The organism is Acidovorax sp. SRI_002 (assembly GCF_057586455.1).
Genome location: NZ_JBYCZW010000006.1, coordinates 41079 through 66349 on the forward strand (window position 1 = coordinate 41079; position 25271 = coordinate 66349).

General features: G+C 64.7%; 19 protein-coding genes. 14 read left to right on the forward strand and 5 right to left on the reverse strand.

The window, feature by feature from the left end; all coding sequences use genetic code 11:
• Positions 1–168 precede the first annotated feature (168 nt).
• The 3 genes from AC2YJX_RS17100 to purU form a co-directional block, all read right to left on the reverse strand.
• A complete protein-coding gene (locus AC2YJX_RS17100) occupies positions 169–1674 on the reverse strand; it encodes an FAD-linked oxidase C-terminal domain-containing protein (RefSeq protein ID WP_487256747.1) in 1506 nt (501 codons plus the stop codon).
• 268 nt (positions 1675–1942) lie between these two features.
• Positions 1943–2851 (reverse strand): LysR substrate-binding domain-containing protein, encoded by a 909-nt coding sequence (locus AC2YJX_RS17105; RefSeq protein WP_487256748.1) that lies wholly within the window; start codon positions 2849–2851, stop codon positions 1943–1945.
• Between the two features lie 21 nt (positions 2852–2872).
• Positions 2873–3721, reverse strand: coding sequence for a formyltetrahydrofolate deformylase (gene purU / locus AC2YJX_RS17110; protein WP_121507789.1), 849 nt, complete (start codon positions 3719–3721; stop codon positions 2873–2875).
• 52 nt (positions 3722–3773) lie between these two features.
• On the opposite strand from purU, the gene AC2YJX_RS17115 reads away from it, so the two are divergent.
• Positions 3774–6086, forward strand: coding sequence for a putative bifunctional diguanylate cyclase/phosphodiesterase (locus AC2YJX_RS17115; RefSeq protein WP_487256749.1), 2313 nt, complete (start codon positions 3774–3776; stop codon positions 6084–6086).
• 1 nt (position 6087) lies between these two features.
• Here AC2YJX_RS17115 and AC2YJX_RS17120 read toward each other — a convergent pair whose 3' ends face one another.
• Complete coding sequence (locus AC2YJX_RS17120; RefSeq protein ID WP_487256750.1) at positions 6088–6972, reverse strand: ChaN family lipoprotein; 885 nt, start codon at positions 6970–6972, stop codon at positions 6088–6090.
• 73 nt (positions 6973–7045) lie between these two features.
• Here AC2YJX_RS17120 and AC2YJX_RS17125 point away from each other — a divergent pair, with 73 nt between their 5' ends.
• The 4 genes from AC2YJX_RS17125 (at position 7046) to AC2YJX_RS17140 (ending at position 11018) form a co-directional block, all read left to right on the forward strand.
• Positions 7046–9031, forward strand: a complete 1986-nt coding sequence (locus AC2YJX_RS17125; RefSeq protein WP_487256751.1) for a type IV pili methyl-accepting chemotaxis transducer N-terminal domain-containing protein — start codon at positions 7046–7048, stop codon at positions 9029–9031.
• A complete protein-coding gene (locus AC2YJX_RS17130) occupies positions 9028–9798 on the forward strand; it encodes a response regulator (RefSeq protein WP_487256752.1) in 771 nt (256 codons plus the stop codon). Before AC2YJX_RS17125 ends, AC2YJX_RS17130 begins: the two co-directional genes overlap by 4 nt.
• 305 nt (positions 9799–10103) lie before the next feature.
• The gene (locus AC2YJX_RS17135; protein WP_055398421.1) at positions 10104–10517 is read left to right on the forward strand and encodes a globin family protein; all 414 of its coding nucleotides are present in this window, start codon (positions 10104–10106) and stop codon (positions 10515–10517) included.
• A 129-nt stretch (positions 10518–10646) separates the two neighbouring features.
• The gene (locus tag AC2YJX_RS17140; protein ID WP_487256753.1) at positions 10647–11018 is read left to right on the forward strand and encodes a hypothetical protein; all 372 of its coding nucleotides are present in this window, start codon (positions 10647–10649) and stop codon (positions 11016–11018) included.
• A 292-nt stretch (positions 11019–11310) separates the two neighbouring features.
• On the opposite strand, the gene AC2YJX_RS17145 is transcribed toward AC2YJX_RS17140, so the two are convergent.
• Positions 11311–12417: a helix-turn-helix domain-containing protein gene (locus AC2YJX_RS17145; protein WP_487256754.1), complete on the reverse strand. Its 1107-nt coding sequence runs from the start codon at positions 12415–12417 to the stop codon at positions 11311–11313.
• A 410-nt stretch (positions 12418–12827) separates the two neighbouring features.
• On the opposite strand from AC2YJX_RS17145, the gene AC2YJX_RS17150 reads away from it, so the two are divergent.
• The 9 genes from AC2YJX_RS17150 to narI all read left to right on the forward strand — a co-directional run bounded on the left by AC2YJX_RS17150 (position 12828) and on the right by narI (position 25125).
• Positions 12828–13496 (forward strand): hypothetical protein, encoded by a 669-nt coding sequence (locus AC2YJX_RS17150; protein ID WP_487256755.1) that lies wholly within the window; start codon positions 12828–12830, stop codon positions 13494–13496.
• Between the two features lie 46 nt (positions 13497–13542).
• The gene (locus tag AC2YJX_RS17155; RefSeq protein WP_487256756.1) at positions 13543–14316 is read left to right on the forward strand and encodes an IPTL-CTERM sorting domain-containing protein; all 774 of its coding nucleotides are present in this window, start codon (positions 13543–13545) and stop codon (positions 14314–14316) included.
• A gap of 88 nt (positions 14317–14404) precedes the next feature.
• The gene (locus AC2YJX_RS17160; protein WP_487256757.1) at positions 14405–15076 is read left to right on the forward strand and encodes an IPTL-CTERM sorting domain-containing protein; all 672 of its coding nucleotides are present in this window, start codon (positions 14405–14407) and stop codon (positions 15074–15076) included.
• Between the two features lie 479 nt (positions 15077–15555).
• On the forward strand, positions 15556–16839 hold the full coding sequence (locus AC2YJX_RS17165) for an MFS transporter (RefSeq protein ID WP_487256758.1): 1284 nt from the start codon (positions 15556–15558) through the stop codon (positions 16837–16839).
• A 24-nt stretch (positions 16840–16863) separates the two neighbouring features.
• Positions 16864–18282, forward strand: a complete 1419-nt coding sequence (locus tag AC2YJX_RS17170; RefSeq protein WP_055398426.1) for an MFS transporter — start codon at positions 16864–16866, stop codon at positions 18280–18282.
• Between the two features lie 37 nt (positions 18283–18319).
• Positions 18320–22123 (forward strand): nitrate reductase subunit alpha, encoded by a 3804-nt coding sequence (locus AC2YJX_RS17175; protein ID WP_487256759.1) that lies wholly within the window; start codon positions 18320–18322, stop codon positions 22121–22123.
• A 23-nt stretch (positions 22124–22146) separates the two neighbouring features.
• On the forward strand, positions 22147–23670 hold the full coding sequence (gene narH, locus AC2YJX_RS17180; protein ID WP_121422051.1) for a nitrate reductase subunit beta: 1524 nt from the start codon (positions 22147–22149) through the stop codon (positions 23668–23670).
• Between the two features lie 22 nt (positions 23671–23692).
• Positions 23693–24394 carry a nitrate reductase molybdenum cofactor assembly chaperone gene (gene narJ / locus AC2YJX_RS17185; protein ID WP_306552959.1) on the forward strand — a complete coding sequence of 234 codons (702 nt, stop codon included), beginning with the start codon at positions 23693–23695 and terminating at the stop codon, positions 24392–24394.
• Complete coding sequence (gene narI / locus AC2YJX_RS17190) at positions 24391–25125, forward strand: respiratory nitrate reductase subunit gamma (RefSeq protein ID WP_218299036.1); 735 nt, start codon at positions 24391–24393, stop codon at positions 25123–25125. The genes narJ and narI overlap by 4 nt, the downstream gene beginning before the upstream one ends.
• Positions 25126–25271 lie beyond the last annotated feature (146 nt).

A 25271-nucleotide genomic window follows, 5' to 3' on the forward strand; every position in this document is an offset into this window, starting at 1 on the left:
TAGCGCAATGCGTCCTGCGGTGTTGCGAGATGCTCTTCGCATGCCTTCTCTTGAACGTAGCTTGAGCCTGAGCTAGCGCCTCAAAAATTTGCAAAGACACTGGCACAAATTTACAGCAAGCCCCACACGCCCGTTTTGCACTTTCTCAGAGCCAAAGGCCGCCACCCTTCAAAACCGCGGCAAATCCGGATGCTTGATCTGCCCCCCGCGCACCAGCATCTTCCCGTACTCCGCACACCGGTTCAGCGTCGGAATCACCTTCCCCGGGTTCAACAAACCCGCTGGGTCAAACGCATGTTTGAGCCCGAACATCTGCGCGTTCTCCTCCGCAGAAAACTGCACGCACATGCTGTTGAGTTTCTCCACGCCCACACCATGCTCACCCGTCACGGTGCCGCCCATGGCCACGCTGGTCTCCAGAATCTCCGCGCCAAAAAGCTCGCAGCGGTGCAGCTGGTCGGCGTCGTTCGCGTCGAACAGGATCAGCGGATGCAGGTTGCCGTCGCCCGCGTGGAACACGTTGGCGCAGCGCAGCTGGTATTTCTTTTCCATCTCCTGGATGGCCAGCAGGATGTCGGCCAGGCGCTTGCGCGGGATGGTCGAGTCCATGCACATGTAGTCGGGGCTGATGCGGCCGCTGGCGGGGAAGGCGTTCTTTCGACCGCTCCAGAAGCGCAGGCGCTCGGCTTCGTCGTTGCTGACCGAAATGGCGGTGGCGCCTGCAGCGCGGAGCACGTCGCTCATGCGGCCGATTTCTTCCTCTACTTCTTCGGGCGTGCCATCGCTTTCGCACAGCAGGATGGCTTCGGCTGTCAGGTCGTAGCCCGCGTGCACAAAGTCTTCGACGGCGGCGGTCATGGGCTTGTCCATCATCTCCAGGCCGGCGGGGATGATGCCAGCCGCGATGACCGCGGCCACCGCGTCGCCCGCTTTGCGCACGTCGTCAAAGCTGGCCATGATGCAGCGCGCCAGCTGGGGCTTGGGGATGAGCTTGACCGTCACTTCGGTGGTCACGGCCAGCATGCCCTCGCTGCCGATCACAGCGGCCAGCAGGTCGTAGCCGGGCGCATCCAGCGCCTCGCTGCCGAACTCCACCGGCTCACCTTCCACCGTGAAGCCCTTCACCTTGAGCACGTTGTGCACCGTCAGGCCGTACTTCAGGCAATGCACGCCGCCCGAGTTCTCGGCCACGTTGCCGCCGATGGTGCAGGCGATCTGGCTGCTGGGGTCAGGGGCGTAGTAGAGGTTGTAGGGTGCCGCCGCTTCGCTGATCGCCAGGTTGCGCACGCCACACTGCACCACGGCCGTGCGGCTTTCGGGGTTGATGTCGAGGATGCGGTTGAACTTGGCCAGCGACATCGTCACGCCCAGGGCGTGGGGCATGGCGCCGCCCGACAAGCCCGTGCCTGCGCCGCGCGCCACCACGGGCACCTGCAGCCGGTGGCAGACCTGCAGCACGGCCTGCACCTCGTCATACGTTTCGGGCAGGCACACCACCAGCGGGCGCTGGCGGTAGGCGGTGAGGCCGTCGCATTCGTACGGAGTGGTGTCCTCGTTGTGCCAGAGCAGTGCGTGGGCGGGCAGCACGCGGCCCAGGGCCTGGACAACCTCGGCCTGGCGCGCGGCGCGTTCGGCGGGTGTCGGGAGCGGGGCGGAAGAAGTGGCGGTGATCATGGCCGCCACTGTAGGGGATGGGGACGGGCGGGGTGTGAGGTTTTCTGCAGGTGTTTGTGAAAAACACCGAATCGCTCACTAATTGATAGCTTCTAACGTTTGATGGACAAGCGCTGGGGCTGATTTTTGCCTGAACTTGGTGGAGGAGGGCACGGCTCGGGCGAGGGCCGCCGAGCAAGGGCCGCCCCGCAGCGAGGGCGGCGTCCCCCTTCCGGCGCAGCCGAGAGAAGGGGGAAGGCGCCAAAGGCGATTCAGGGGGATGCCTCGACTACGCCATGGTTTTGCGCAGCCACTCGGCAAACGCCGCGCATTCCCACCGGTCCATGGTGCCGGTGCGCCAGCACAGGTAGTGGGCGTGGGGGCTGGCAGTGTCGGTGTCAAACAGGCGCACCAGCGTGCCGTTCTCCAGCCACGGTGCGCCCAGCTTCAGTCGCACTAGGGCGACGCCCATGCCGGCGGCGGCGCCGTCGCACATCAGGCCGATGTCGTTGAACTGCGAGCCCTCGCTGGGCTCGGCCCAGTCGAGGCCCGTGGCAGCAAACCAGGTGCGCCAGGGCTCCAGCGGGCTGCGCAGCAGGGGCACGCCCTCCAGGTCTTCAGGGCGGTCAAAGGGGCCGTGTTCGCGCACGAACGCGGGCGAGGCCAGGGGCGTGACCACGTCGCGGGCCAGTTCTACGTGCTCCACGTCGGCATAGTGGCCGGGGCCAAAGCGCACCATCAGGTCTGCATCCTCGGCCACCACGTCCAGCAGCGGGATGGAGACCTGCAGGGCCAGGTCGATCTCGGGGTAGGCCTCGGTGAACTGGCGCAGGCGCGGGATCAGGATGGTGCGCGCAAACGTGGGTGTCACGGCCAGCTTGAGCCGCCGCCGCCCCGGCGCGGTCGCCTGGCCTGGAAAGCGCTGCAGCGCACCCAACCCCTCGCGCACATGGGCCAAGTAGGCGCTGCCCTCGGTGGTCAGCGAAAAATCGGCCCGGCCAAACAGCCGCACCCCCAGGATCTGCTCCAGCTGCTTGACCCGGTGGCTCACGGCGCTAGGCGTGACGCACAGCTCGTCGGCCGTCTGCGTCACGCTGCGCAGGCGGGCCAGGGCCTCAAAGGTCAGCAGGCACTGGATGGGCGGAATGCGCCGGGCTGCGCTGCTGAGGAAGGATGAGGACGGGGCTGCCGTGGCCATGGGGCAGAACGGGTTGGCGGGTTAGCGGAAGACGACGGTCTTGTGGCCGTTGAGCAGCACGCGGTGCTCGCTGTGCCACTTCACGGCGCGGGCCAGCACCTGGCTTTCGGTGTCGCGGCCCCGGGCCGTGAGGTCTTCCACGGTGTCGGTGTGGTCGGCGCGGGCCACGTCCTGCTCGATGATCGGGCCTTCGTCCAGGTCGGCTGTGACATAGTGGGCCGTGGCTCCGATCAGCTTCACGCCCCGGTCATGCGCCTGGTAATAGGGCTTGGCGCCCTTGAAGCTGGGCAGGAAGCTGTGGTGGATGTTGATCGCCCGTCCGGCCAACTTTTGACATAGGTCAAGAGAAAGTATCTGCATGTAACGGGCCAATACCACCAACTCGGCCCCTTCGCCCTCGATAATCTCAAGCTGCTTGGCTTCGGCCTGGGCTTTGGTGCTGCCCGTCAGCGGGATATGGTGGAACGGCACGTTGTAGCTGGCCGCCAGCTGGTAGAAGTCGCGGTGGTTGCTGATGATGGCGCGGATGTCGATGGGCAGCAGGCCACTCTTCCAGCGGAACAGCAGGTCGTTGAGGCAGTGGCCCTCCTTGCTGACCATGAGCACGGTTTTCATGGGTGCAGCTGTTGCGTGCAGGCGCCAATGCATGTTGTAGGGTTCTGCAAACGTGGCCAGGCGGGCCTTGAGCGTTGCGTGATCGTGCTGGTCGCAGGCAAACTGAACGCGCATGAAGAACAGGCCGGTGGCGTGGTCGTTGTACTGCGCGGCTTCTTCGATGTTGCCGCTGTGCTCCAGCAAAAAGCCCGAAACGGCATGCACCAGCCCCAGGCGGTCGGGGCAGGACAGGGTAAGGATGTAGGCGTTGGTCATAGCGGTGCGATTGTCGCAGCATGGCCTGAGCGCTTGTCGAACAGGGAAATCAATGACCAATCCGGGCGATGCGTCGCGTATTGTCCCCTGGCGGGGAATGCTGCTGTACCTGGTGCTGGGGGTGGCCTGGGTGTTCGTGGGCGACGCGCTGTTGGCCCGGTGGGTGAGCGACCCGGTGCTGCTCACGCGCTTTCAGACCTGGAAGGGCTGGGGCTACGTGCTGCTGACCAGTGGGCTGGCCTGGTGCCTGCTGCGCAGCATGCGCCACGCCGAAAAGGTGCGCCTGGCCATGGCCAGGGAGCTGTCGCAGATCGTGCGCCACGTGCCGGCAGGTATCGCGCGCGCGGCGCCAGACGGGCGGTTCCTGTGGGCCAACACCCGCCTGTGTGATCTGCTCGGCGCGCCGCTGGAGCGGGTATGCAGCCTGAATGTTCGCGATGTGCTGATGGCGCCCGACCGTGACCGGGTGGCTGCCCAGTTGTCGCGCCTGCTGGCGGGCGAGATCGACCACTATGTGGGTGAACACGAATGCCTGCGTCCGGGCGATGGGCGCAAGGTGGCCGTGCTGTGCACGGTAGCGCTGGTCCCCGAGGCGGATGCCGAGCCCGCCCATATGGTCTGCGTTCTGCAGGACCTGGACGAGATCAAGGCCGCCCGCGCCGCACTCAAGAACAGCGAGGCCCGCCAGCGGCTGGCCGCCACGGTGGTGGACAACACCATGGAGGGCGTGGTGGTGACCGATGCGCAAAGCCGCATCCTGTCGGCCAACGCCGCCGTCACCCGCCTGCTGGGCTATACCGAGGAAGAACTGCTGGGCCAGACGCCGCGCGTCTTCAAGTCGGGGCGGCATGACAAGGCGTTTTACGAGGCCATGTGGGGCACATTGCGCCAGACGGGCCATTGGCAAGGCGAGATCTGGAACCGCCGCAAGAACGGCGAGGTGTTTCCGGAGCACATGTCCCTGTCGGCCGTGCGCGACCCCGCCGGGCAGATCACGCACTACGTGTGCATGTTCACCGACATTTCTGAAGAAAAGGTGCAACAGCAGCGGCTGGAGTTTCTTGCGCACAACGATGCGCTCACGGGGCTTTCCAACCGCGCGTGGTTCGGCCACCAGCTGGAGCAGGCCGTGTTGGAGGCGCGCGCCAGTGGCGAGCACATCGCTGTGCTGCTGCTCAACCTCGACCGTTTCAAGGACGTGAACGACAGCTACGGCCATGCCACCGGTGACGAGGTGCTCAAGCACATCGCGCGGCAGGTGCAGTCGGCCTTGCGGCCGGGCGACGTGATGGGACGGCTGGCGGGCGACGAGCTGGCCGTGGTGGCGCGCCACCTGCGCCATGCCGACGGCGCCGCTGCCGTGGCGCGGCACCTGATCACGGCCGTGGCCGAGCCCTGGCGTTCGCCCGATGGCTTTGAAGTGGTGGCGGGTGTGAGTGTGGGCATCTGCATGTTCCCTGAGCACGCGAACACCACCGAGCTGCTGCTGCAGGGCGCCCATGCGGCGGTCTATGGCGCCAAGGCGCGCGGCCGGGGGGCGTGGTGCTTCTTCCACGAGGCGATGACCCAGGCTGCGCGCGAGCGGCTGGCGCTGGAGTCGCGCCTGCGCCTGGCGCTGGCGCAGGGCCACCTGCAGATGTACTACCAGCCGCAGGTGGACATTGCCACCGGCCACATCCAGGGCGCCGAGGCGCTGGTGCGCTGGAACGACCCGGTGGAGGGCCTGATCTCGCCCGCGCGCTTCATTCCGGTGGCCGAAACCTCGGGCGTCATTGGCCCGCTGGGCGAATGGGTGCTGCACGAGGTTTGCCGCCAGGGCCAGGCCTGGCGCCAGGCAGGCCTGCCCGACCTCACGCTCGCCGTGAACGTGTCGCCGCGCCAGTTCCACCTGACGGATCTGGCCGGTTGCGCGTCGGGCGCGCTGGCCGATTCGGGCTTTCCGCCCGAGCTGCTGGAGCTGGAGATCACCGAAACCGCCCTGGCCGAGCGCACCGAAGAGGCGCGCCAGGTGCTGATGCGCCTGCGCGCGCTGGGCCTGCGCATTGCGGTGGATGACTTTGGCACAGGGTATTCGTCGCTCGCGCAGCTCAAGCGCTTTCCGATTGATGTGCTCAAGATCGACCAGGGTTTCATCCGCGACATTCCGCAAAGCGAGGACGACATGGCCATCAGCGCCGCCATCATCGCCATGGGGCACAGCATGGGGCTGTCGGTGCTGGCCGAAGGGGTGGAGACCGACGGTCAGTTGGCCTTCCTGCGAGAGCGGGGCTGTGATGCGTACCAGGGCTACCTGTGCAGTCGGCCCGTGCCCGCCGATGACTTCGCAGCGCTGCTGCGGGCACAGCCCGTGACTGTGGCACCGTAGGTCACGGTGCTGGGCGCGCCGGGCGCCACTTCTCACGCAGTTCTGCACAGGCATCGCGGGGTGGCAGGGCAGGGGTTTCAATCACCGCTTCCGCGTCGCCTGGTTTGTTTGCTCCATATTTGATAGCTGTTTGCGCTTTACCAGATTGCGCTAGGGCCACTTTTGACACCAAACCGGCTGGCCAGTGGGTGGGCACTCCCAGGCTGCTCAGCACATGACCGCCCCCGGCCACCAGCAGCACCGTCTGCCCGGGGCGCAGGGCCTGCTGGGCGGTGCGCGCCATGCTCGCGTCGCGGGCGATCTGGATGCGGGCCATGGGGGCAATTTGCGATTCCGGCAGCAGGCCGCAGTGGCCCTCGCGCAGCGCCTGGTGTTGCTGTGCCAGTGCGGGGGCGGGCAGGTGCTGGTCCCAGCGGGCCTCGCCCATCGCGGCGCGCATCTGGGCGCGCGGCAGGTTGCCACCCAGCACCGGCACGCCAGCGGCCACGGCGGCCATCACCACGGGGCCATAGGCCTTCCACGGCCAGGCGGCGTCGTTCCATTGAAGGGCGGCCTGGGCCTGGGCGTCGGTGGCGTCGCGCGGCAGGGCCTGCGTGCTGTGGCCGCTCTCGGCCATCTCCATCACCACGGCCGCCAACTGGCCTTTTGCGGCCAGCCACAACACGGTCTCGCGCTGCAGGCGCTGGTGGTCGGGCGCATCGTGCTGTTCGCCGAGCAACAGCACATCGGTGGGGAGCAGGGCCTGCAGGCGGTCGGGCCACGCAGCGAGTGGTGTGCTGGGGGGCGTGGTGCCCGTGCTGGCACAGCCTGCCAGTGCTCCCGTGGCTATCAGGGCTCCGGCCAGCAGCAGGCGGGCACAGAGGTGGGTGTCGGATGATCGTTGCATGGCGCCATGCTACGCGGGTGAGACTTGACCCAGGTCAAGAGTCGGCGCAAGCTCGGTGCCTACACTGCCCTGCATGCGCACCAAGCCCACCCTGTCCACCAAGCTCCTGGCCATGGGCGCGGGTTTTTTGCTGGTGGCGCTGGCCTCCATCAGCCTCACGCTGTGGGTGACCTGGAAGCTCGAAGGCGGCGCCGCCGCTGTCAACGAGGCCGGCCGCCTGCGCATGAACATGCTGCGCATGGTGCTGGTGCTGCAGACCGAACCCACCGAGGCGGTGCAAGAGCGAGCCCGCCTGTTCGATGCCAGCCTGGACCTGCTGCGCACGGGCGACCCCTCACGCCCGCTGTTTGTGCCCTGGAGCGACGAGACCCGCTCGCGCTTCGAGGCCATACGCACCCAGTGGGCCCAGGCGCGCAGCGGCTGGGTGACCACGTTGCCCCCCGATCGCGCGCAGACCTTGGCGCAAGCCGATGCGTTTGTGCAGCAGGTCGATGGTTTTGTGGATGCCATCGAGATCCAGATTGCGGGCTGGACGGCGGCGCTGCACCTGTTCCAGCTGTTCATGATGGCGCTGGCCATTGTTGCCGCCGTGACCTTCATGGCCGCAAGCTATCTGCTGGTCATCAACCCCGTGGCGCGCCTGCAGCAGGCCCAGGCCCGGCTGCGCCAGGGCGAGCTCGGCACCCGCCTGCCGGTGGATACGGATGACGAGTTCGGCCAGCTGTCGGCGGGCTTCAACCTCATGGCGCACGCATTGCAGGCATCGCACGACGACCTGGAACACAAGGTGGTGGAGAAAACCGCCAGCATCGCCGTGCAGAACCAGCGCCTCGCCGCGTTGTATGAGGTGAGCGCGCTGGCTTCCACCGCCAGCAGCCTGGAGCTGCTGGCCCAGGGCTTTGTGCAGCAGATCCGGCGCGTGGCCGGGGCCGATGCGGCGGCGGTGCGCTGGTCCAACGAGGCCAATGAACGTTATGTGCTGCTGGCCGGTGACGGCCTGCCCCGCACCATGGCCGAGGGCGAGCACTGCCTGCACACCGGCACCTGCCTGTGCGGCCAGCCCCAGGCCCAGGCGCGCACGCGGGTGATTCCCATCACGCCATCAACTACCGTCGCCTTGCCACATTGCCGCGAGGCGGGTTTTGAAACCATGGTGACCATCCCGGTGCAGATGCAGCAGCGCTTGCTGGGTGAGGTGGACCTGTTCTTCCGCTCGCCCATTGAGCTGACCGATGAACTGCGCGATTTGCTAGAAGCCATGACGCGCCACCTGGCCAGCGCCATGGAAGGCCTGCGCGCCACAGCCCTGGAGCGCGAAGCCGCCGTGGCCGAAGAGCGCAGCATGCTGGCGCGCGAGCTGCACGACTCCATCGCCCAGTCGCTGGCCTTCCTCAAGATCCAGACGCAGCTGCTGCGCGACGCCGTGAACCGTGGCGACGAGGCCAAACGCGACCGCAGCATCAGCGAGCTGGATGTCGGCGTGCGCGAGTGTTATTCCGACGTGCGCGAGCTGCTCGTGCACTTTCGCACCCGCACCAACGACGAGGATATTGAATCGGCCCTGCGCGCCACGTTGTCCAAGTTCGAGCACCAGACCGGCATGGCCACCACGCTGGGCATGGTGGGCCATGGCCTGCCGCTGGCGCCCGATTTGCAGATCCAGGTGCTGCACATGGTGCAGGAAGCGTTGTCGAACGTGCGCAAGCATTCGGGCGCCACGCGGGTGGACCTGCTCGTGCACCGGCATCCGCGCTGGCGCTTTGAGGTGCAGGACAACGGCAAGGGCTTCGACGTGGCCACCGTGCCGCCCGATTCGCTGCATGTGGGCCTGGGCATCATGCGCGAGCGTGCCCACCGCGTGGGTGCCGTGCTGCAGGTTGAATCCACCCCGGGCCAGGGCACCCGCGTGTGCATCGAGCTGCCCACGGTGACCGCTGCCACCACCATGCCCTCCCAGTCTGCATCTCCGTCCGCAGCGGCCATAGCCCCCCAAGGCGCGGCTTCTGGCGAAGAACTCACACCCGCCGTGGCCGCAGGCCGGGTGGCCACCACCGCATGACCATCACCACCGCCATCCCCTTGGCCCCCCCCGCCGGTGTGGGCCACCAACCCTCCGCAGAGCCGCCTGTGACGCTGCTGGTGGTGGACGACCACACGCTCTTCCGCCGGGGGCTGATTGCACTGTTGGGGCAGGACGCGGGCCTGCTGGTGGTGGGCGAGGCGGGCGATGCCGCCGAGGCCCTGCGCCTGGCGCCGCAGCTGTTGCCCCAGGTGATCTTGCTGGACAACCACCTGCCCGGCGTGATGGGCGTGGACGCCATCCGGGGCCTGCGCGAAGTCTCGCCCTCCTCGCGCGTGCTCATGCTCACCGTCAGCGAAGACGGGCAGGACCTGGCCGCCGCACTGCGCAACGGCGCGCAGGGCTACCTGCTCAAGACCATCGACGGCGATCTTTTGGCCCAGGCCATCCGCCGCGCGGCCCGGGGCGAGCCCGTGGTGAGCCCCGAACTCATGGGCAAACTGGTGGCCGCGTTCCAGTCGCAAGGGGTGGCCGAAGCAGCAGCGCTCATCGCCCCAGCCGGGCCCGCCGGGGCGGGGGCGTCCACGCAGCCGCCCGAGGCTGCCAACAACGGCGCCGCGCCCCTGTCCCCGCGTGAGGAAGACGTGCTGCGCGAGATCGCGCGCGGTGCCAGCAACAAGGAAATCGCGCGCGCACTCGACATCGCCGAGACCACGGTCAAGATCCATGTGCAGCACATCCTGCGCAAGCTGGGCCTGAGTTCGCGCGTGCAGGCGGCGGTCTACGCATCGGACCGCCAGCGCTAGCGTGCAACACCACACTAGTAGGAGTAGCGCGGCAGTGCAACCGCCGTGGTCGGCCAGGGATTTGTCGCTGACCACCCTGCGCGCGAGCCGGTGCACCTGCACAAGCGCGCCCTGCGCGAGGCCCGGCGCATGAAGCCGTCACGCCCGCTACATCGCCAATCGCACATAGCGCGTCGCCCATAGCGCATAGGGCCTGTCGTCATGCAACCCCTGGGGGTGGGGCGCAGCGCGGGGGAACTTCATAGACTTCTTTCCAGTGTTCTACCTGCCACTGGCCAACGGCCGCATTGCTGAGGAAGCCTTTGATGTCCCCCGAACAAATCCATCTTGTTCGCCAGAGCTTTGCGCAGGTTGCTCCTGTCGCCGCGAAGGCGGGTGCGCTGTTCTACGCCAAGCTGTTCGCCCGCGACCCCGCTATCAGCGGGCTGTTTGCCTCGTCCGACATGAACGAACAGGCGCGCAAGCTGCTGGACATGATCGGCAGCGCCGTGCGCATGCTCGGCCAACCCGAGCAGCTGGACGCCGCACTGCGCGCACTTGGCAAACGGCACGCGGGCTATGGCGTCGAGGCCGCGCACTACGACACAGTGGGCGCGGCGCTGCTCGACACACTGGCCGAAGCACTTGGAGGCGCCTTCAACCCCGCCACGCGCGAGGCATGGGGTGCCTTATATGCCCACGTGGGCACCACCATGCGGGCGGGGGCCGCAGGGGCGTAGCGTGGCAGCGTGGGCGGTTTGCTTGCCCAGGTGACCGATCCTTGTCTGGTTGCACGCCCCGGGGCATGATGCTTTTGTCAGCACCCGGTGCCGGGGCGCTGGCCCCCATCGATACAGGAGCAACAACGCATGAAAATCACCTCCTTGCGCCGCTTCGGCGCAGCCGCAAGCCTGGCAGCAGTCTCCCTTGCTACCGTCTTCGCCTCTGTCACTGCCATGGCCGACACCACCAAGCCGCTGCTGTTCAAGATCGTTACGGTCAAGGACGATGTCATCGTTGCCGTGCCGCCGGACGAGGCCGGTGCCCCGCGCCCCGAAGCCGCCGCCATTGGCCAGGCCCTGGCCGCCAAAGGCGCGCTCACCTTCTGGCAATACGCGACACGCAAGGCAGCCGACGGCGCACTGGAAATGGCCCCCCGGGCCAAGATCAGCGTGCTGGCGCACGACAGCCTGCGCGTTGAGCCCTACACACCAGCGGTGCGGGTTGTGCCGATGCCGTAGTGGCGCTTGGCTGACCTGGGAGTGTGGGCAGCAGAAGGAGCACCGGCTGCAACGCGCGATAAACCGGTCTCGCGCGGTACTGCCTCCTGCGCCCAGGGGCCCGCTCTGGGCTTGTCGGAAGCACCACGCGATCCTCGGTTTTCGCACGTTTCGCTTCGATGCCTTCTGCCGCCCACACTCCTAGCTGGACCTGCCCTGATCGGGCTGAAAAAGCCGAAGGGAGCGAAGCCCGGGTGTTTCTTCATGAAGCCCCTTTTGAACGGGCTCTTACCCTCGCTCCACCGGAGGCTCCTCAACGGGGCGCCAGCAGTCGGGCTTGCAGCTCCAGCCGGTTTTGCACCTCCAGCCGTGTGTAAATCTGGCGGCGGTGGTAGGTGGCGGTGTTGGCGCTGATCCCCATGCGTTCGGCAATCTGCGCCTCTGGCAGGCCCCGCGCCAGCCAGTAGGCCAGCTCGTGCTGGCGCTGCGGCAGCCCCAGCGCGCGCAGCGCGGGCAGCAGGTGCGCCACGCGCGGCACCCGGTGGGTGATCTGAATGCCCACCGCCTGGCCTTCGCCCGCTGCGGCGGCCATCTGCGTGGCGCGCAGGCTGAACCAGCCGCTGGCGTTGTGCAGGTCCAGCTGGGGCAACGCAGGCGCGGGGCCACTGCGGCTGTCACCGCTGCGGCCCGAAAATTGCAGGCGCTGCAGCAGCATGTCCAACTTTGGCGGCAGCTCAGAGCGGCGGTGCCAGCTCGGCCCAAAGGCCAACGCCATCAGCAGATCCGATTGTTGGGACGTCCATACCAGTCTTCCTTGGGGCGTGACTACCAGCATGGCACTGTCGTGTACCACGCTGTCCTGCGCGTCCAGCTCGCCCGGTTGCAGAATCCGCGCCAGCCACGGCTCCATCCGTCCAAACATCGCCACGTCGTCCACGTTAAAGCGTGACGAGGCGGCGCTGCGATACAGCTTGAGCGCACCCAAGCCAGCACCCTGCGGCGTGCGCAACACGAGGCTCAGGCAGTCAAACACCTCGGCGGGCCGCAACGCTAAGTTGTAGAAATCGCTGCGCAACAGCTCGCTGATGGGCACCGCCAGAAGCTGCTCCAGCACTTGCGGCCCATGGTCAAAGCGCACCGCCTCGGCAAAGTGGTGAGCGCTGCGGCGAATCACCTTGCGTTCGCTGGCTATTACCTGTGGCTCGAAGTAGGTGTGCATGGTGTCCCTCGCGATCGACGGCTCGACATACGCATCCAGCCCAACGTCGCCGCCTGGATAGAAATAGCAACCCGAGTCAAAGCCAATGAGGTGATGCAACTCATGCAAAACGGGCTCGATGAGCTGGGGCCCGTTGAAGTCAAGGCCAGCCATCTGCTGCAAGCGCGCAATGGCCTGCTGCTGAATTCGGGTGAGGGACATGAAGTGGTGTGTTTGTTTACTGCATCGCTTCAACGCAATGCGCGTGCCCCAACGTAGCACATCGAAAGTGTCGTTTCCCAACCCCTGGGGGTGGGGCGCTGCGCAGGAGGGCTCCATAAACTTCTTTTCAGCCCAACCCCCTTCTATCGAAAGCTTTCATGCTCCCGATTAGATAGCACGCGCTGAAAAACGCATCCACCCCGACCACGCCATGAAGAGAACGCACGTTGCCTGCCTGTCCCAGTTCCCGCACTGGCCGCCACCTGCTTGGGGGACCACCCTTCGCGGTGGTCTCCAATGCGCATCAAAAAATAGCTATCAGCGCTTTCCAGATGAGCGCCCGAGCCGGGTTTTTACTGAAATTTTCAGAGTGTCAACCCACCGACCTCGCCCACTTCGTTGAAAACACCATGAAGAAATACCTTGTACTTCTAGCTGCGGGCCTCCTTCAGGCGGGCGCCAGCGCCACCACCACTTACCACTTCACCAGCGCTTCCTACAAAACGCCGATCTTCAATCACACCGACAACTGCGCTAGCGGCACCTGCGCCGACTTCACCGCAGCCATGGCGCATTCGGGTAGTTTCACCTTGAACACCAAGCTCGGTCCCAATCTAGTGCACGTCGATGTCTCCAGCGACATGACAAGCTATTCCTTCAGCGACGGTACGACCCCTGTGTTTGCCAGCAAAGGTATTCAAGAACGGCTGATGTCCGCCTTTGTCTCAACCGATGCAGTGGGGAACATCACCGCCAGCGATATCGTCGTCATGCGCTGGCAAACCGCCAACCATCTTGCCGGTGGACGGCTTGACAGCATTACGGTGGGCGCTGTCAGCTACGCCAACGGGATTTGCAATGCCGTAAGCAGCCCAGGCAGGTGCACCCAAGTGGTTGGTGATGCATCTACCAGCCAAGCCGCCATAGGCCCTGGAGGCCCCGGCTGGAACCCTGTGGGCGCCGCCATTGCGTCGGTGCCAGTTGACAACCCCTTTGCGTTGCTACTCACCGGAATCGGCGTCATCGGCCTGACCTTGCGATGCAGGCAGAAGCTGGCGACTGTCCGTCTGCATCCGTGATGAGCACTGCCCCCTCAACCGTGGGCCAGTCGTAGGCGTGACATCGATGCCCACACTCGATGAATGGGGCTTGCTGCTGATGGCCTTCCTGGTGCGGCGCGCAGGCTGGTGGCAGGTGCGGCGCCGCATCCACTCCGTCTACGTTGCTGCCAATACCATGAAGAAATACCTTGCACTCCTGGCTGCGGCCTTTCTCAAAACCAGCGCCTGGGCGGCCACTTACACCTTTACCGGCCCCACCTACGTCAGCCTGCTGGACTACACGGCACCCTGCGCCGCCGGTAACTGCGTCAACTTCAGCACGGTCATGCGGCAAACGGGCCACTTCACCACCAACCAGCCGCTGCCCGCCAACCAGGTCAGTCTCGACATTGCACCCCTCATCACCTGGTACGACTTCAACGATGGCGTGACCAGCTACAGCATGAACGGCCTCAACACTCGGTTGGCCAAAGCCCATGTTTCTACCAACGCAGCAGGCGAGATTGTTGATAACGACATGGTTTTTCTGTGGTGGCAAACCGGCAGCCATGGCGTGGGCGACCGATTGAGCTACATGTCGGTCAACTTTGCCAGCTACTTCAACCGCCCCTGCGTTTCCCTGAGCAGCCCCGACATCTGCCATAGCTACGCTGACGACGGCGCCACCAGCCACGGCTTTGCCCATGGCAGTGGTGGCTGGACGAGCGACGTCCCCGTGGTGGGGCCGGGTGGGGCGCAGTCCGTACCCGTGGACAACCCGTTTGCCCTGGTGCTGACAGCCGTCGGCTTGCTGGGGCTGGCCTTGCGTGGGCGGCAGAAGTTGCTCTTGAAAAGATAGCTGATTGCGCTTTCCAGATAAACGCTGGAGGCAAATTTTTTATCCACCCCTCAGCCCTTCCATTTTGCGCACTGGGCGACAAATCACCATGAAAAAATACCTTGTATTCCTGGCTGCGGCCCTTCTTCAGGCGGGCGCCTGGGCTGTCACGTACACCTACACGGGCTCCGCCTATACAGCCCCCACCCTGACCAACCACGCCGGTCCCGGATGTCCGATCGGGGCCTGCGGTGACTTCACCACGTCCATGTCGCAGTACGGGACCTTCACCACTGTTTCCCCGCTGCCCCCAAACTTCAACGGCAATATCGCACCGCTCATCACCGGTTTCAACTTCAACGACGGACTAACAACCTACTCCAGCGTGGATCCAAACACGACGCTGACGTCAGCCATCGGATGGACTGACGCAAGTGGTGCGTTGGTCGGCGCGGGTCTGAATTTCCAGCGCTGGCACACGAGTGCCCCGCATAACATTGGCGACCGCGTAGACCAAATGGTTCTGGAGCAAGGCGCTTACAGGAATAGTCCGTGCAATGTAGTCACCACACCACCCGGGGGCGACGTGTGCAATGCGGTTTCTTTTGATGCTTCCAGCAGTAATGTCTTTGGCGTCCCCAGCGCTTCCGGCACGTGGACCGCTATTGGTATCCCGCCAATGGGGGGCGTTACCTCTGTCCCCACGCTCAGCGAATGGGGTCTGATGATGCTGGCGTGCCTGTTGGCAGCGCTTGGCCTGCGTCAGCGACGCAAGCTCTGATCTGATCTGATCTGATCTGATCTGATCTGATCTGATCTGAGTTTCATTCGCTACTGCCGCTCCTGCGAGCAGCCCAGGCGGTGGTTCTTTTATCCTTCAAGAGCTTCCCCGATCAGCGGTGGGAAAACCGTTCTGGCCCGTTGAGTCCCGGGTCGGTGACATCGGTGCCCCAGGCGAATGGGTTCGTTGCTGCTGATCTGCGCTGCGCCAAACAGCGGCAGGTACGACGGCAACCCGCCGCCGCCCGTGGGTTACGTTGTGAGCACGCTTAGTTTCTGGTACCGCTGAACGCAGCCTTCTTGCCAGTTTGCGCATGCCGCGCAGTAGCGGCCGCAGTGCCGCACCATAGTTCTTTCGAACGATGCGCCCAAGCCGCGCACTAGTCCTTCTGCCGCCCCCCGTGCTGGTCGAGCGAAGGATGTGCAAAGGCCGCTGCAAACGCGACCATTCCTCTCATGCAAAAAGAGAGGAACCGCGCAATGGCACATACCCCTTTGCCCCCGGGCGACAGCCCACAGCGCACCCGCCAGGCCTGGTCGGTGCTGATCGTCAGCACCTTCGCTTTCACGGTCTGTTTCATGGTGTGGATGATGTTCGGCGTTATCGGCATCCCTATCAAGAAAATGCTGAACCTGAACTCCACGCAGTTCGGGTTGCTCATGTCCATGCCTGTGCTCACGGGCTCGCTGGTTCGGGTGCCGTTGGGCATCTGGACCGACAAGTTCGGCGGCCGCATCGTGATGGCCGCCGTGATGGCCACCACCGTGCCCGCCATCTGGCTGATGGGCTACGCCACGGAATACTGGCACTTCCTCACCATCGGCCTGTTTGTGGGCTTGGCGGGGGGCTCGTTCTCGGTGGGCACGCCCTATGTGGCGCGCTGGTTCCCCAAGCACCGCCAGGGCACGGCCATGGGGGTGTATGGCGCGGGCAACTCGGGTGCGGCGGTGAACAAGTTCGTGGCCCCGGTGCTGCTGGTGGCCTTTGGCTGGACCATGGTGCCGCAGGTGTATGCGGCCATCATGCTCGGCACGCTGGTGCTGTTCTGGTTGTTCAGCTACAGCGACCCGGCCCACCTGGTGCCCAGCAACGTCAAGTTCACCGACCAGCTCAAGGCGCTGAAGGACCCCAAGGTCCTCAAGTACTGCCAGTACTACAGCATCGTGTTTGGCGGCTATGTGGCGCTGTCGCTGTGGATGGTGCAGTACTACGTGGGCGAATTTGGCCTCGACATTCGCGTGGCGGCACTGCTGGCCGCGTGCTTCTCGCTGCCCGGCGGTGTGCTGCGCGCCATCGGCGGCATGCTGTCTGACAAGTACGGCGCCCACAGCGTGACCTGGTGGGTGATGTGGGTGAGCTGGATCTGCCTGTTTTTGCTGAGCTATCCGCAGACCGACTTCACCATCGTCACAGTCAACGGCCCCAAGACCTTTCACATCGGCCTGAATGTGTACCTGTTCACGGGCCTCATGTTTCTGCTGGGCATTGCCTGGGCCTTTGGCAAGGCCAGTGTCTTCAAGTACATCAGCGACGACTACCCCCAGAACATCGGTGCCATCAGCGGCATCGTGGGCTTGGCCGGTGGCATGGGCGGCTTCATCCTGCCCATCCTGTTCGGCGCGCTGATGGACCTCACCGGCATCCGCTCCAGCGCTTTCATGCTGATGTACGGCGTGGTGTGGGTCTCGCTCATCTGGATGTACTTCACCGAAGTGCGCCGCACCGATCTGATGGCCACGCAGGCAGCACCGGCTGGCCGCTGAACTTTCACTTTCCAAGGAAACACCATGTCTGCCACACCCGCCAGTAGGCGCCAGGGGCGTCTGCTCACCCTCTGGGCTCCTGAGGACAAATCGTTCTGGGAGCGCGAAGGCGAAGCCATCGCCAAGCTCAACCTGTGGATCTCGGTGCCCGCGCTGTTCCTGGCCTTTGCCATCTGGCAGGTCTGGAGCGTGGTCGCCGTGAGCCTGCCCGGCCTCGGATTCAAGTATTCGACCAACCAGCTGTTCTGGCTGGCCGCAGCGCCCGCGCTCAGCGGCGCCACGCTGCGTATCTTCTATTCGTTCATGGTGCCGCTGGTGGGTGGACGCCGCTGGACGGCGATCTCCACTGCCAGCTTGCTGATCCCTGCGATTGGCATCGGCTTTGCGGTGCAAGACAACACCACGACCTATCCCACCATGCTCATCCTGGCGCTGCTGTGCGGCCTGGGCGGCGGCAACTTCAGCTCCAGCATGGCCAACATCAGTTTCTTCTTTCCGAAGGAGCGCAAGGGCTCAGCGTTGGGCGTGAATGCAGGCCTGGGTAACTTGGGCGTTTCGGTGGTGCAGTTTCTGAGCCCGCTGGTCGTCACGGCCGGCATCTTCGGCATCTTCGGTGGCGAAGGCCAGACCATCGTCAAGAACGGCCAGACCGTGCAGGTGTGGACGCAGAACGCCGCATTCATCTGGGTGCCATGGATTGCGCTGACGGCGCTGGCCGCCTGGTTCGGCATGAACGACATTGCCGATGCCAAGGCCTCCTTTGCCGCGCAGGCCGCCATCTTCAAGCGCAAGCACAACTGGCTGATGTGCGTGTTGTACCTCGGCACCTTCGGCTCGTTCATCGGCTATGCAGCGGGCTTTCCGCTGCTCATCAAGAGCCAGTTCCCTGGCATCAACCCGCTGGCCTACGCCTGGCTGGGCCCGCTGGTGGGCGCCGTGATCCGCCCCTTTGGTGGTTGGCTGGCCGACAAGCTCGGTGGTGCGCGTGTCACGCTGTGGAATTTCATCGTCATGGCCGTGGCCGTGATGGGTGTGACGTTCTTCCTGCCCTCCGGTGGCCCTGGCGGCAACGAAGGCCAGTTTGCCGGTTTCTTCGTGTGCTTCCTGGTGCTGTTCCTCACCACCGGCATCGGCAACGGCTCGACCTTCCGCATGATCCCCGTGATCTTCCTGACCGAAGCCATGCGCGGAGTGGACAAGCACAACGCCGCCGCTGTGGCCAGCGCCAACAAGGAGGGCAACACCCTGGGCGCGGCCACGCTGGGCTTCACCGCCGCCATGGCCGCCTACGGCGGGTTCTTTATCCCCAAGAGCTATGGCAGCTCCATCGCGCTGACCGGCAGCCCCCACGCCGCACTGTGGACGTTCTTCGCCTTCTATCTCGTTTGCATCGTGATCACCTGGTGGACCTACGCACGCAAGCACGCCGAGATGCCTTGCTAGTCAACCCCAGAACAGAAATCAGAAAAGGAGCCCTTCGATGAGCCATTTCCTCGATCGCCTTTCGTACTTCTCGCAGCCCCGCGAGACCTTTGCCCAAGGCCATGGCGAAACCAACGGTGAAGACCGCACCTGGGAAGACGCCTACCGCGACCGCTGGGCGCACGACAAGATCGTGCGCAGCACCCACGGCGTGAACTGCACGGGCTCCTGTTCGTGGAAGATCTACGTCAAGGGCGGCATCGTGACCTGGGAAACCCAGCAGACCGACTACCCCCGCACCCGCCCTGATCTGCCCAACCATGAGCCCCGTGGCTGCGCACGCGGCGCCAGCTACAGCTGGTACCTGTACAGCGCCAACCGCGTGAAGTACCCCATGGTGCGTGGCCGCCTGCTCAAGCACTGGCGCGCCGCCATCGCCCTGGCCAAGAGCCCGGTGGACGCCTGGGCCAGCATCGTCGAGAACGATGCCTCCAAGCGCGAATGGCAAAAGCAGCGCGGCCTGGGCGGCTTTGTGCGCAGCACCTGGGAAGAAGTCAACCAGATGATCGCTGCGGCCAACGTGTACACCATCAAGAAGCACGGGCCCGACCGCATCATTGGCTTCTCACCCATCCCGGCGATGTCGATGATTTCGTACGCTGCAGGCAGCCGCTACCTCAGCCTGATGGGCGGCGTGTGCATGAGTTTTTACGACTGGTACTGCGACCTGCCTCCCAGCAGCCCGCAGACCTGGGGCGAGCAGACCGACGTGCCCGAGTCGGCCGACTGGTACAACAGCTCGTACATCATTGCCTGGGGCTCCAATGTGCCCCAGACGCGCACGCCCGATGCGCACTTTTTGACCGAGGTGCGCTACAAGGGCACCAAGGTGGTGTCCATAACGCCCGACTACTCCGAAGTCGCCAAGCTGGGCGATCTGTGGATGCACCCCAAGCAGGGCACCGACGCCGCCGTAGCCATGGCCATGGGTCATGTGATCCTCAACGAGTTCTACTTCAAGGAAGGTGGCAAGGGCCGCAGTGCGTACTTTGACGACTACGCGCGCCGCTACACCGACCTGCCGCTGCTGGTGGTGCTCAAGGAAAAAACGCTGCCCGATGGCCGCACGGTGATGGTGCCCGACCGTTATGTGCGCGCCAGCGATTTCCCAGGCCAGCTTGACCAGTCCAACAACCCCGACTGGAAGACTGTGGGCTACGACGAGCTGGGCCAGGTCACGCTACCCAATGGTTCCATCGGCTTTCGCTGGGGGGCGGACGGCCGCCCCGACCAGGGCCTGTGGAACCTGGAGAACAAGGAAGCACGCACCGGCAACACCGTCCAGCTCAAGCTGTCGGTGATCGAAGATGGCGAGCAGGCCCACGACATTGCCGATGTCGCCTTCCCGTACTTTGGCGGCGTGGCAACGCCCAACTTCACGGCCAACGAACAAGGTGGCGACGTGATGGTGCGCCGCGTGCCGGTGTCCCACCTGGAGCTGGCCGGGCACGAAGCCCAGGGCCGCGTGATGGTAGCTACCGTGTTCGACCTGCTGGCGGGCAACTACGGCATTGACCGAGGCCTACCGGGCGAAGAGGCCGGTGGCGGTTACGACGCCGACCGCCCCTACACCCCCGCCTGGCAAGAGGCCATCACCGGCGTGCCGCGCGAGCAGATCATCACCGTGGCGCGCCAGTTTGCCGACAACGCGCACAAGACCCAGGGCAAGTCCATGGTGATCATCGGCGCGGCCATGAACCACTGGTACCACAGTGACATGAACTACCGGGGCATCATCAACATGCTGATGCTGTGCGGCTGTATTGGCCAAAGCGGTGGCGGCTGGGCGCACTATGTGGGCCAGGAAAAGCTGCGCCCACAGACAGGCTGGACGGCGCTGGCCTTTGCGCTGGACTGGATCCGTCCACCCCGCCAGATGAACAGCACCAGCTTCTTCTACGCCCACACCGACCAGTGGCGCTACGAGAAGCTGGGCATGGAGGAAATCCTCTCGCCCCTGGCTGACAAGAAGGCCTACCACGGCGCACAGATCGACTACAACGTGCGCGCCGAGCGCATGGGCTGGCTGCCATCAGCGCCCCAGCTCAAGACCAACCCCATGCAGGTGGCCAAGGATGCAGCTGCAGCGGGTATGGACGCGAAGGATTACGTCGTCAAGTCTCTGAAGGACGGCACGCTCACGATGAGCTGCGAGGACCCGGACCATCCGTCCAACTGGCCGCGCAACATGTTCGTGTGGCGCTCCAACATCCTGGGCTCGTCGGGCAAGGGGCATGAATACTTCCTCAAGCACCTGCTGGGCACCACCCACGGCGTGCAGGGCAAGGACCTGGGCAAAGACGAGGCCAAGCCTGAGGAAGTGCAGTGGCACACCAACGCACCCGAAGGCAAGCTGGACCTGCTGGTCACGCTCGACTTCCGCATGAGCACGACCTGCCTGTATTCGGACATCGTGCTGCCCACGGCCACCTGGTATGAGAAGAACGACCTCAACACCAGCGACATGCACCCCTTCATCCACCCGCTGTCCACGGCGGTGGACCCTGCCTGGCAGGCCAAGAGCGACTGGGAAATCTACAAGGGTTTCGCCAAGGCTGTGAGCGAGGTCAGCGTGGGCCACCTGGGCGTGGAAAAGGACGTGGTGCTTACACCCATCATGCACGACACGGCGGGTGAAATGGCCCAGCCCTACGGCGTGCGCGACTGGAAGCGGGGCGAGTGCGAACTGATCCCCGGCAAGACGGCGCCGCAGGTCACCGTTGTCGAGCGCGACTACCCCAACCTCTACAAGCGCTTCACCGCCCTGGGCCCCTTGATGGACAAGGCAGGCAACGGCGGCAAGGGCATCGGCTGGAACACGCAGACCGAAGTCGGCCAACTGGGCGACCTGAACGGCCGCGTGAAGGAAGAGGGCGTGACGCAGGGCATGCCCCGCATCGTGACCGACATCGACGCCACCGAAGTGGTGATGATGCTGGCGCCCGAAACCAACGGCCACGTGGCCTGCAAGGCCTGGGAAGCCCTGGGCAAGCAGACTGGGCGCGACCACGTGCACCTCGCGCTGCACCGCGAAGACGAGAAGATCCGCTTCCGCGATATCCAGGCGCAGCCGCGCAAGATCATCAGCTCGCCCACCTGGTCCGGTCTGGAAAGCGAAAAGGTCAGCTACAACGCCGGCTATACCAACGTGCACGAGTACATCCCATGGCGCACCCTCACGGGCCGCCAGCAGTTCTACCAAGATCACCCGTGGATGCGTGACTTTGGCGAAGGCTTCGTGAGCTACCGCCCACCCGTGCACCTCAAGACGCTGGAAGAAGTGGAAGGCAAGAAGCCCAACGGCAACCGCGAGATCGCGCTCAATTTCATCACGCCGCACCAGAAGTGGGGCATCCACAGCACGTACAGCGACAACCTGATGATGCTCACGCTGAACCGGGGTGGCTCGGTGGTGTGGCTGAGCGAGGACGACGCGAAGGTCGCTGGCATCGTGGACAACGACTGGGTCGAACTCTTCAACGCCAACGGCGCGATTGCAGCCCGTGCGGTGGTGAGCCAGCGCGTGAACCCCGGCATGGTGATGATGTACCACTCGCAAGAGAAGATCATCAACACCCCCGGTTCCGAGATCACCGGCACGCGCGGCGGCATCCACAACTCGGTCACGCGCATTGTGCTCAAGCCCACCCACATGATTGGCGGCTATGCGCAGTTGAGCTACGGCTTCAACTACTACGGAACCATTGGTACCAACCGCGACGAGTTCGTGCTGGTGCGCAAGATGGACCGTGTGGACTGGCTCGACGACGAGCCCGTGTCCAGCACGGCAGCCCACGCCTGAAGCCGAAGACAAGGAGAAACACGATGAAAATTCGCGCACAAATCGGCATGGTGCTGAACCTGGACAAGTGCATCGGTTGCCACACCTGTTCCGTCACCTGCAAAAACGTCTGGACCAGTCGCCCGGGCGTGGAATACGCCTGGTTCAACAACGTCGAGACCAAGCCTGGTATCGGCTACCCCAAGGAATGGGAAAACCAGGACAAGTGGAACGGCGGCTGGGTGCGCAACCCTGACGGCTCCATCGCCCCCCGCCAGGGCGGCAAGTGGAAGCTACTCATGCGCATCTTCGCCAACCCCAACCTGCCCCAGATCGACGACTACTACGAGCCCTTCACGTTCGACTACGACCACCTGCAGTCGGCGCCTGAAACGAAGGCCGCACCCACGGCCCGCCCGCGCAGCCTGATCACCGGCAAGCGCATGGAGAAGATCGAGTGGGGCCCGAACTGGGAGGAAATCCTGGGCGGCGAGTTCAGCAAGCGCAGCAAGGACAAGAACTTCGACGATGTGCAAAAGGACATCTACGGCCAGTTCGAGAACACATTCATGATGTACCTGCCACGCCTGTGCGAGCACTGCCTGAACCCGGCGTGCGTGGCATCGTGCCCCAGCGGCTCGATCTACAAGCGCGAGGAAGACGGCATCGTGCTGATCGACCAGGACAAGTGCCGTGGCTGGCGCATGTGCGTCTCGGGCTGCCCCTACAAGAAGATCTACTACAACTGGCAATCGGGCAAGGCCGAGAAGTGCATCTTCTGCTATCCCCGCATCGAAGCGGGTCAGCCGACCGTGTGCTCCGAGACCTGCGTGGGCCGCATCCGCTACCTGGGTGTGCTGCTGTATGACGCAGACCGCATCCAGGAAGCCGCCAGCGTGGAACGCGACCGCGACCTGTACCAGGCGCAGCTCGACATCTTCCTCGACCCGAACGACCCGGACGTGATCAAGCAGGCCCGCATCGACGGCATCCCGGACAGTTGGATGGACGCTGCCCGCAACAGCCCCGTCTACAAGATGGCTGTGCAATGGAAGGTGGCCCTGCCGCTGCACCCCGAGTACCGCACGCTGCCCATGGTCTGGTATGTGCCGCCGCTCTCGCCCATCACGGCCGCCGCCAACGCGGGCCATGTGGGCGTGAATGGCGATATCCCCGATGTGTCGCAGCTGCGCATCCCCGTGCAGTACCTGGCCAACCTGCTCACCGCTGGCGATACCGGCCCCGTGGTGCGGGCGCTGGAGCGCATGCTGGCCATGCGCACCTACCAGCGCGACAAGCACGTGGAGCAGCGCCAGAACCTGGCCGTGCTCAAGCAGGCCGGCCTGTCGATGGCCGAGGTCGAGGAGATGTACCACGTGATGGCAATTGCCAATTACGAGGACCGCTTCGTCATCCCATCGGCCCACCGCGAATACGCCGAAAACGCGTTCGACATCCGGGGCGGCTGCGGCTTCTCGTTTGGCAACGGGTGCTCGGATGGCGCCACCGAGACCAGCATGTTCGGTGGCAAGAAGCCCCGCACGATCCCGATCAAGGCCACGGTCTGATTGCACACAGGAAGGAATCACCATGTTCAAGAAGAACCCGACCTCTGTGCGCCTGACCCTGCGCGCCCTGGGCTACCTGCTGAGCTACCCCGATGCGCAGTTGCGCAGCGTGATGCCGCAGCTCATCGACGCGCTGCAGGCCGAGCAAGCCCTTACGGCTGATCGCATGGATGAGCTGAAGGCAGTGTGCGAGCACCTGGCTGCACTCGATCCGCTGGAAGCCGAGGCCCGCTACGTGGACAACTTCGACCGGGGCCGCCAGACCTCGCTGCACCTGTTCGAGCATGTGCATGGCGACTCGCGCGACCGGGGGCCTGCGCTCATCGATCTGCTGCAGACCTACGACAAAGCAGGTCTGAAGTTTGAAGCCGAAGAGCTGCCCGACCACCTGCCGGTGGTGCTGGAGTTCGCCTCCACCCAGCCGCCCGAAGTGGCCAAGGAGTTCCTGGGCGAAATGGCCCACATCCTGAACGCGCTGTTCAGTGCGCTGGTGGCAAGAAGCAGCCCCTATGCCAGCGTGATTGCTGCGGTGCTCGAAGTGTCGGGCCAGCGCGTGCAGTCGGTGGCGCTCACGCCCGAGCCGCCCATGGACGAGGTCTGGGCCGAGCCCGAAGCGTTTGGCGGTTGCAGCACCCAGGGCCAGGCCAAGCCTGACCAGCCGCAACCTCTGCATTTTGTTCGTACCCCCCGCGCCGAGCGGGCACCAGAAGGAGTCTCCGTATGACCGCCTGGCTTGACACCCTGTTGTTTGGCATCTATCCGTATATTTGCCTCGCTGTCTTTTTCATTGGCAGCTGGGCGCGGTTCGACCGCGACCAGTACACCTGGAAAAGCGATTCGTCGCAGCTGCTGCGCACCGGCAGCCTGCGCTGGGGCAGCAACCTGTTCCATATCGGTGTGCTGTTCCTGTTCTTTGGCCATACCGTGGGCATGCTCACGCCGCACTTCCTGTACGAAGGCTTTATCACTGCAGGTGCCAAGCAGATCATGGCGATGGTGACGGGCGGTATCGCGGGCGTGCTGGGCTTCATTGGCCTGTCCATCCTGCTGCACCGGCGCCTGTCGGATGACCGCATCCGCGCCACGTCCAAGACCAGCGACATCCTGATCCTGGTGCTGCTGTGGCTGCAACTGGCGCTGGGCTTGGCCACCATTCCGCTGTCGGCGCAGCATCTGGATGGCTCCATGATGATGAAGCTGGCCGAGTGGGGTCAGCGCGTGGTGACCTTCCGCAGCGGCGGCGTCGAGCTGCTGGCCGAAGCGGGTTGGATCTTCAAGGCCCACATGTTCCTGGGCATGACGATCTTCCTGGTCTTCCCGTTCACCCGCCTGGTGCATGTGTGGAGCGGCTTTGGCGCGCTGGCCTATGTGCTGCGCCCCTACCAGGTGGTGCGTGCGCGCCGCCTGAACCTGCCACCCGGCCACACGCAGTCGCAAGACCGCCGTGGTGTTTGAGTTCGTACCGCATAAGGAGCACACCATGAGCGGATGTGGAACCGGTAGCTGCGGTTGCAGCACCAGTGCAACCAGTCAGAGCGCCCCCCAAAGGGTGCTTTCCCCCGAGCAAACGGCCGCTTACGAGGCGCTGTCTGCCACGGTAG

Bases quoted from the DNA above. Each gene is read 5' to 3' on its own strand.
- AC2YJX_RS17160 (WP_487256757.1), top strand. From the start codon at position 14,405: ATGAAAAAATACCTTGTATTCCTGGCTGCGGCCCTTCTTCAGGCGGGC.
- AC2YJX_RS17115 (WP_487256749.1), top strand. From the start codon at position 3,774: ATGACCAATCCGGGCGATGCGTCGCGTATTGTCCCCTGGCGGGGAATG.
- AC2YJX_RS17135 (WP_055398421.1), top strand. From the start codon at position 10,104: ATGTCCCCCGAACAAATCCATCTTGTTCGCCAGAGCTTTGCGCAGGTT.
- AC2YJX_RS17100 (WP_487256747.1), bottom strand. From the start codon at position 1,674: ATGATCACCGCCACTTCTTCCGCCCCGCTCCCGACACCCGCCGAACGC.
- narI (WP_218299036.1), top strand. From the start codon at position 24,391: ATGACCGCCTGGCTTGACACCCTGTTGTTTGGCATCTATCCGTATATT.
- AC2YJX_RS17140 (WP_487256753.1), top strand. From the start codon at position 10,647: ATGAAAATCACCTCCTTGCGCCGCTTCGGCGCAGCCGCAAGCCTGGCA.
- AC2YJX_RS17120 (WP_487256750.1), bottom strand. From the start codon at position 6,972: ATGCAACGATCATCCGACACCCACCTCTGTGCCCGCCTGCTGCTGGCC.
- AC2YJX_RS17105 (WP_487256748.1), bottom strand. From the start codon at position 2,851: ATGGCCACGGCAGCCCCGTCCTCATCCTTCCTCAGCAGCGCAGCCCGG.
- narH (WP_121422051.1), top strand. From the start codon at position 22,147: ATGAAAATTCGCGCACAAATCGGCATGGTGCTGAACCTGGACAAGTGC.
- AC2YJX_RS17165 (WP_487256758.1), top strand. From the start codon at position 15,556: ATGGCACATACCCCTTTGCCCCCGGGCGACAGCCCACAGCGCACCCGC.
- AC2YJX_RS17170 (WP_055398426.1), top strand. From the start codon at position 16,864: ATGTCTGCCACACCCGCCAGTAGGCGCCAGGGGCGTCTGCTCACCCTC.
- AC2YJX_RS17175 (WP_487256759.1), top strand. From the start codon at position 18,320: ATGAGCCATTTCCTCGATCGCCTTTCGTACTTCTCGCAGCCCCGCGAG.
- AC2YJX_RS17145 (WP_487256754.1), bottom strand. From the start codon at position 12,417: ATGTCCCTCACCCGAATTCAGCAGCAGGCCATTGCGCGCTTGCAGCAG.
- AC2YJX_RS17155 (WP_487256756.1), top strand. From the start codon at position 13,543: ATGCCCACACTCGATGAATGGGGCTTGCTGCTGATGGCCTTCCTGGTG.
- AC2YJX_RS17130 (WP_487256752.1), top strand. From the start codon at position 9,028: ATGACCATCACCACCGCCATCCCCTTGGCCCCCCCCGCCGGTGTGGGC.
- narJ (WP_306552959.1), top strand. From the start codon at position 23,693: ATGTTCAAGAAGAACCCGACCTCTGTGCGCCTGACCCTGCGCGCCCTG.
- AC2YJX_RS17150 (WP_487256755.1), top strand. From the start codon at position 12,828: ATGAAGAAATACCTTGTACTTCTAGCTGCGGGCCTCCTTCAGGCGGGC.
- AC2YJX_RS17125 (WP_487256751.1), top strand. From the start codon at position 7,046: ATGCGCACCAAGCCCACCCTGTCCACCAAGCTCCTGGCCATGGGCGCG.
- purU (WP_121507789.1), bottom strand. From the start codon at position 3,721: ATGACCAACGCCTACATCCTTACCCTGTCCTGCCCCGACCGCCTGGGG.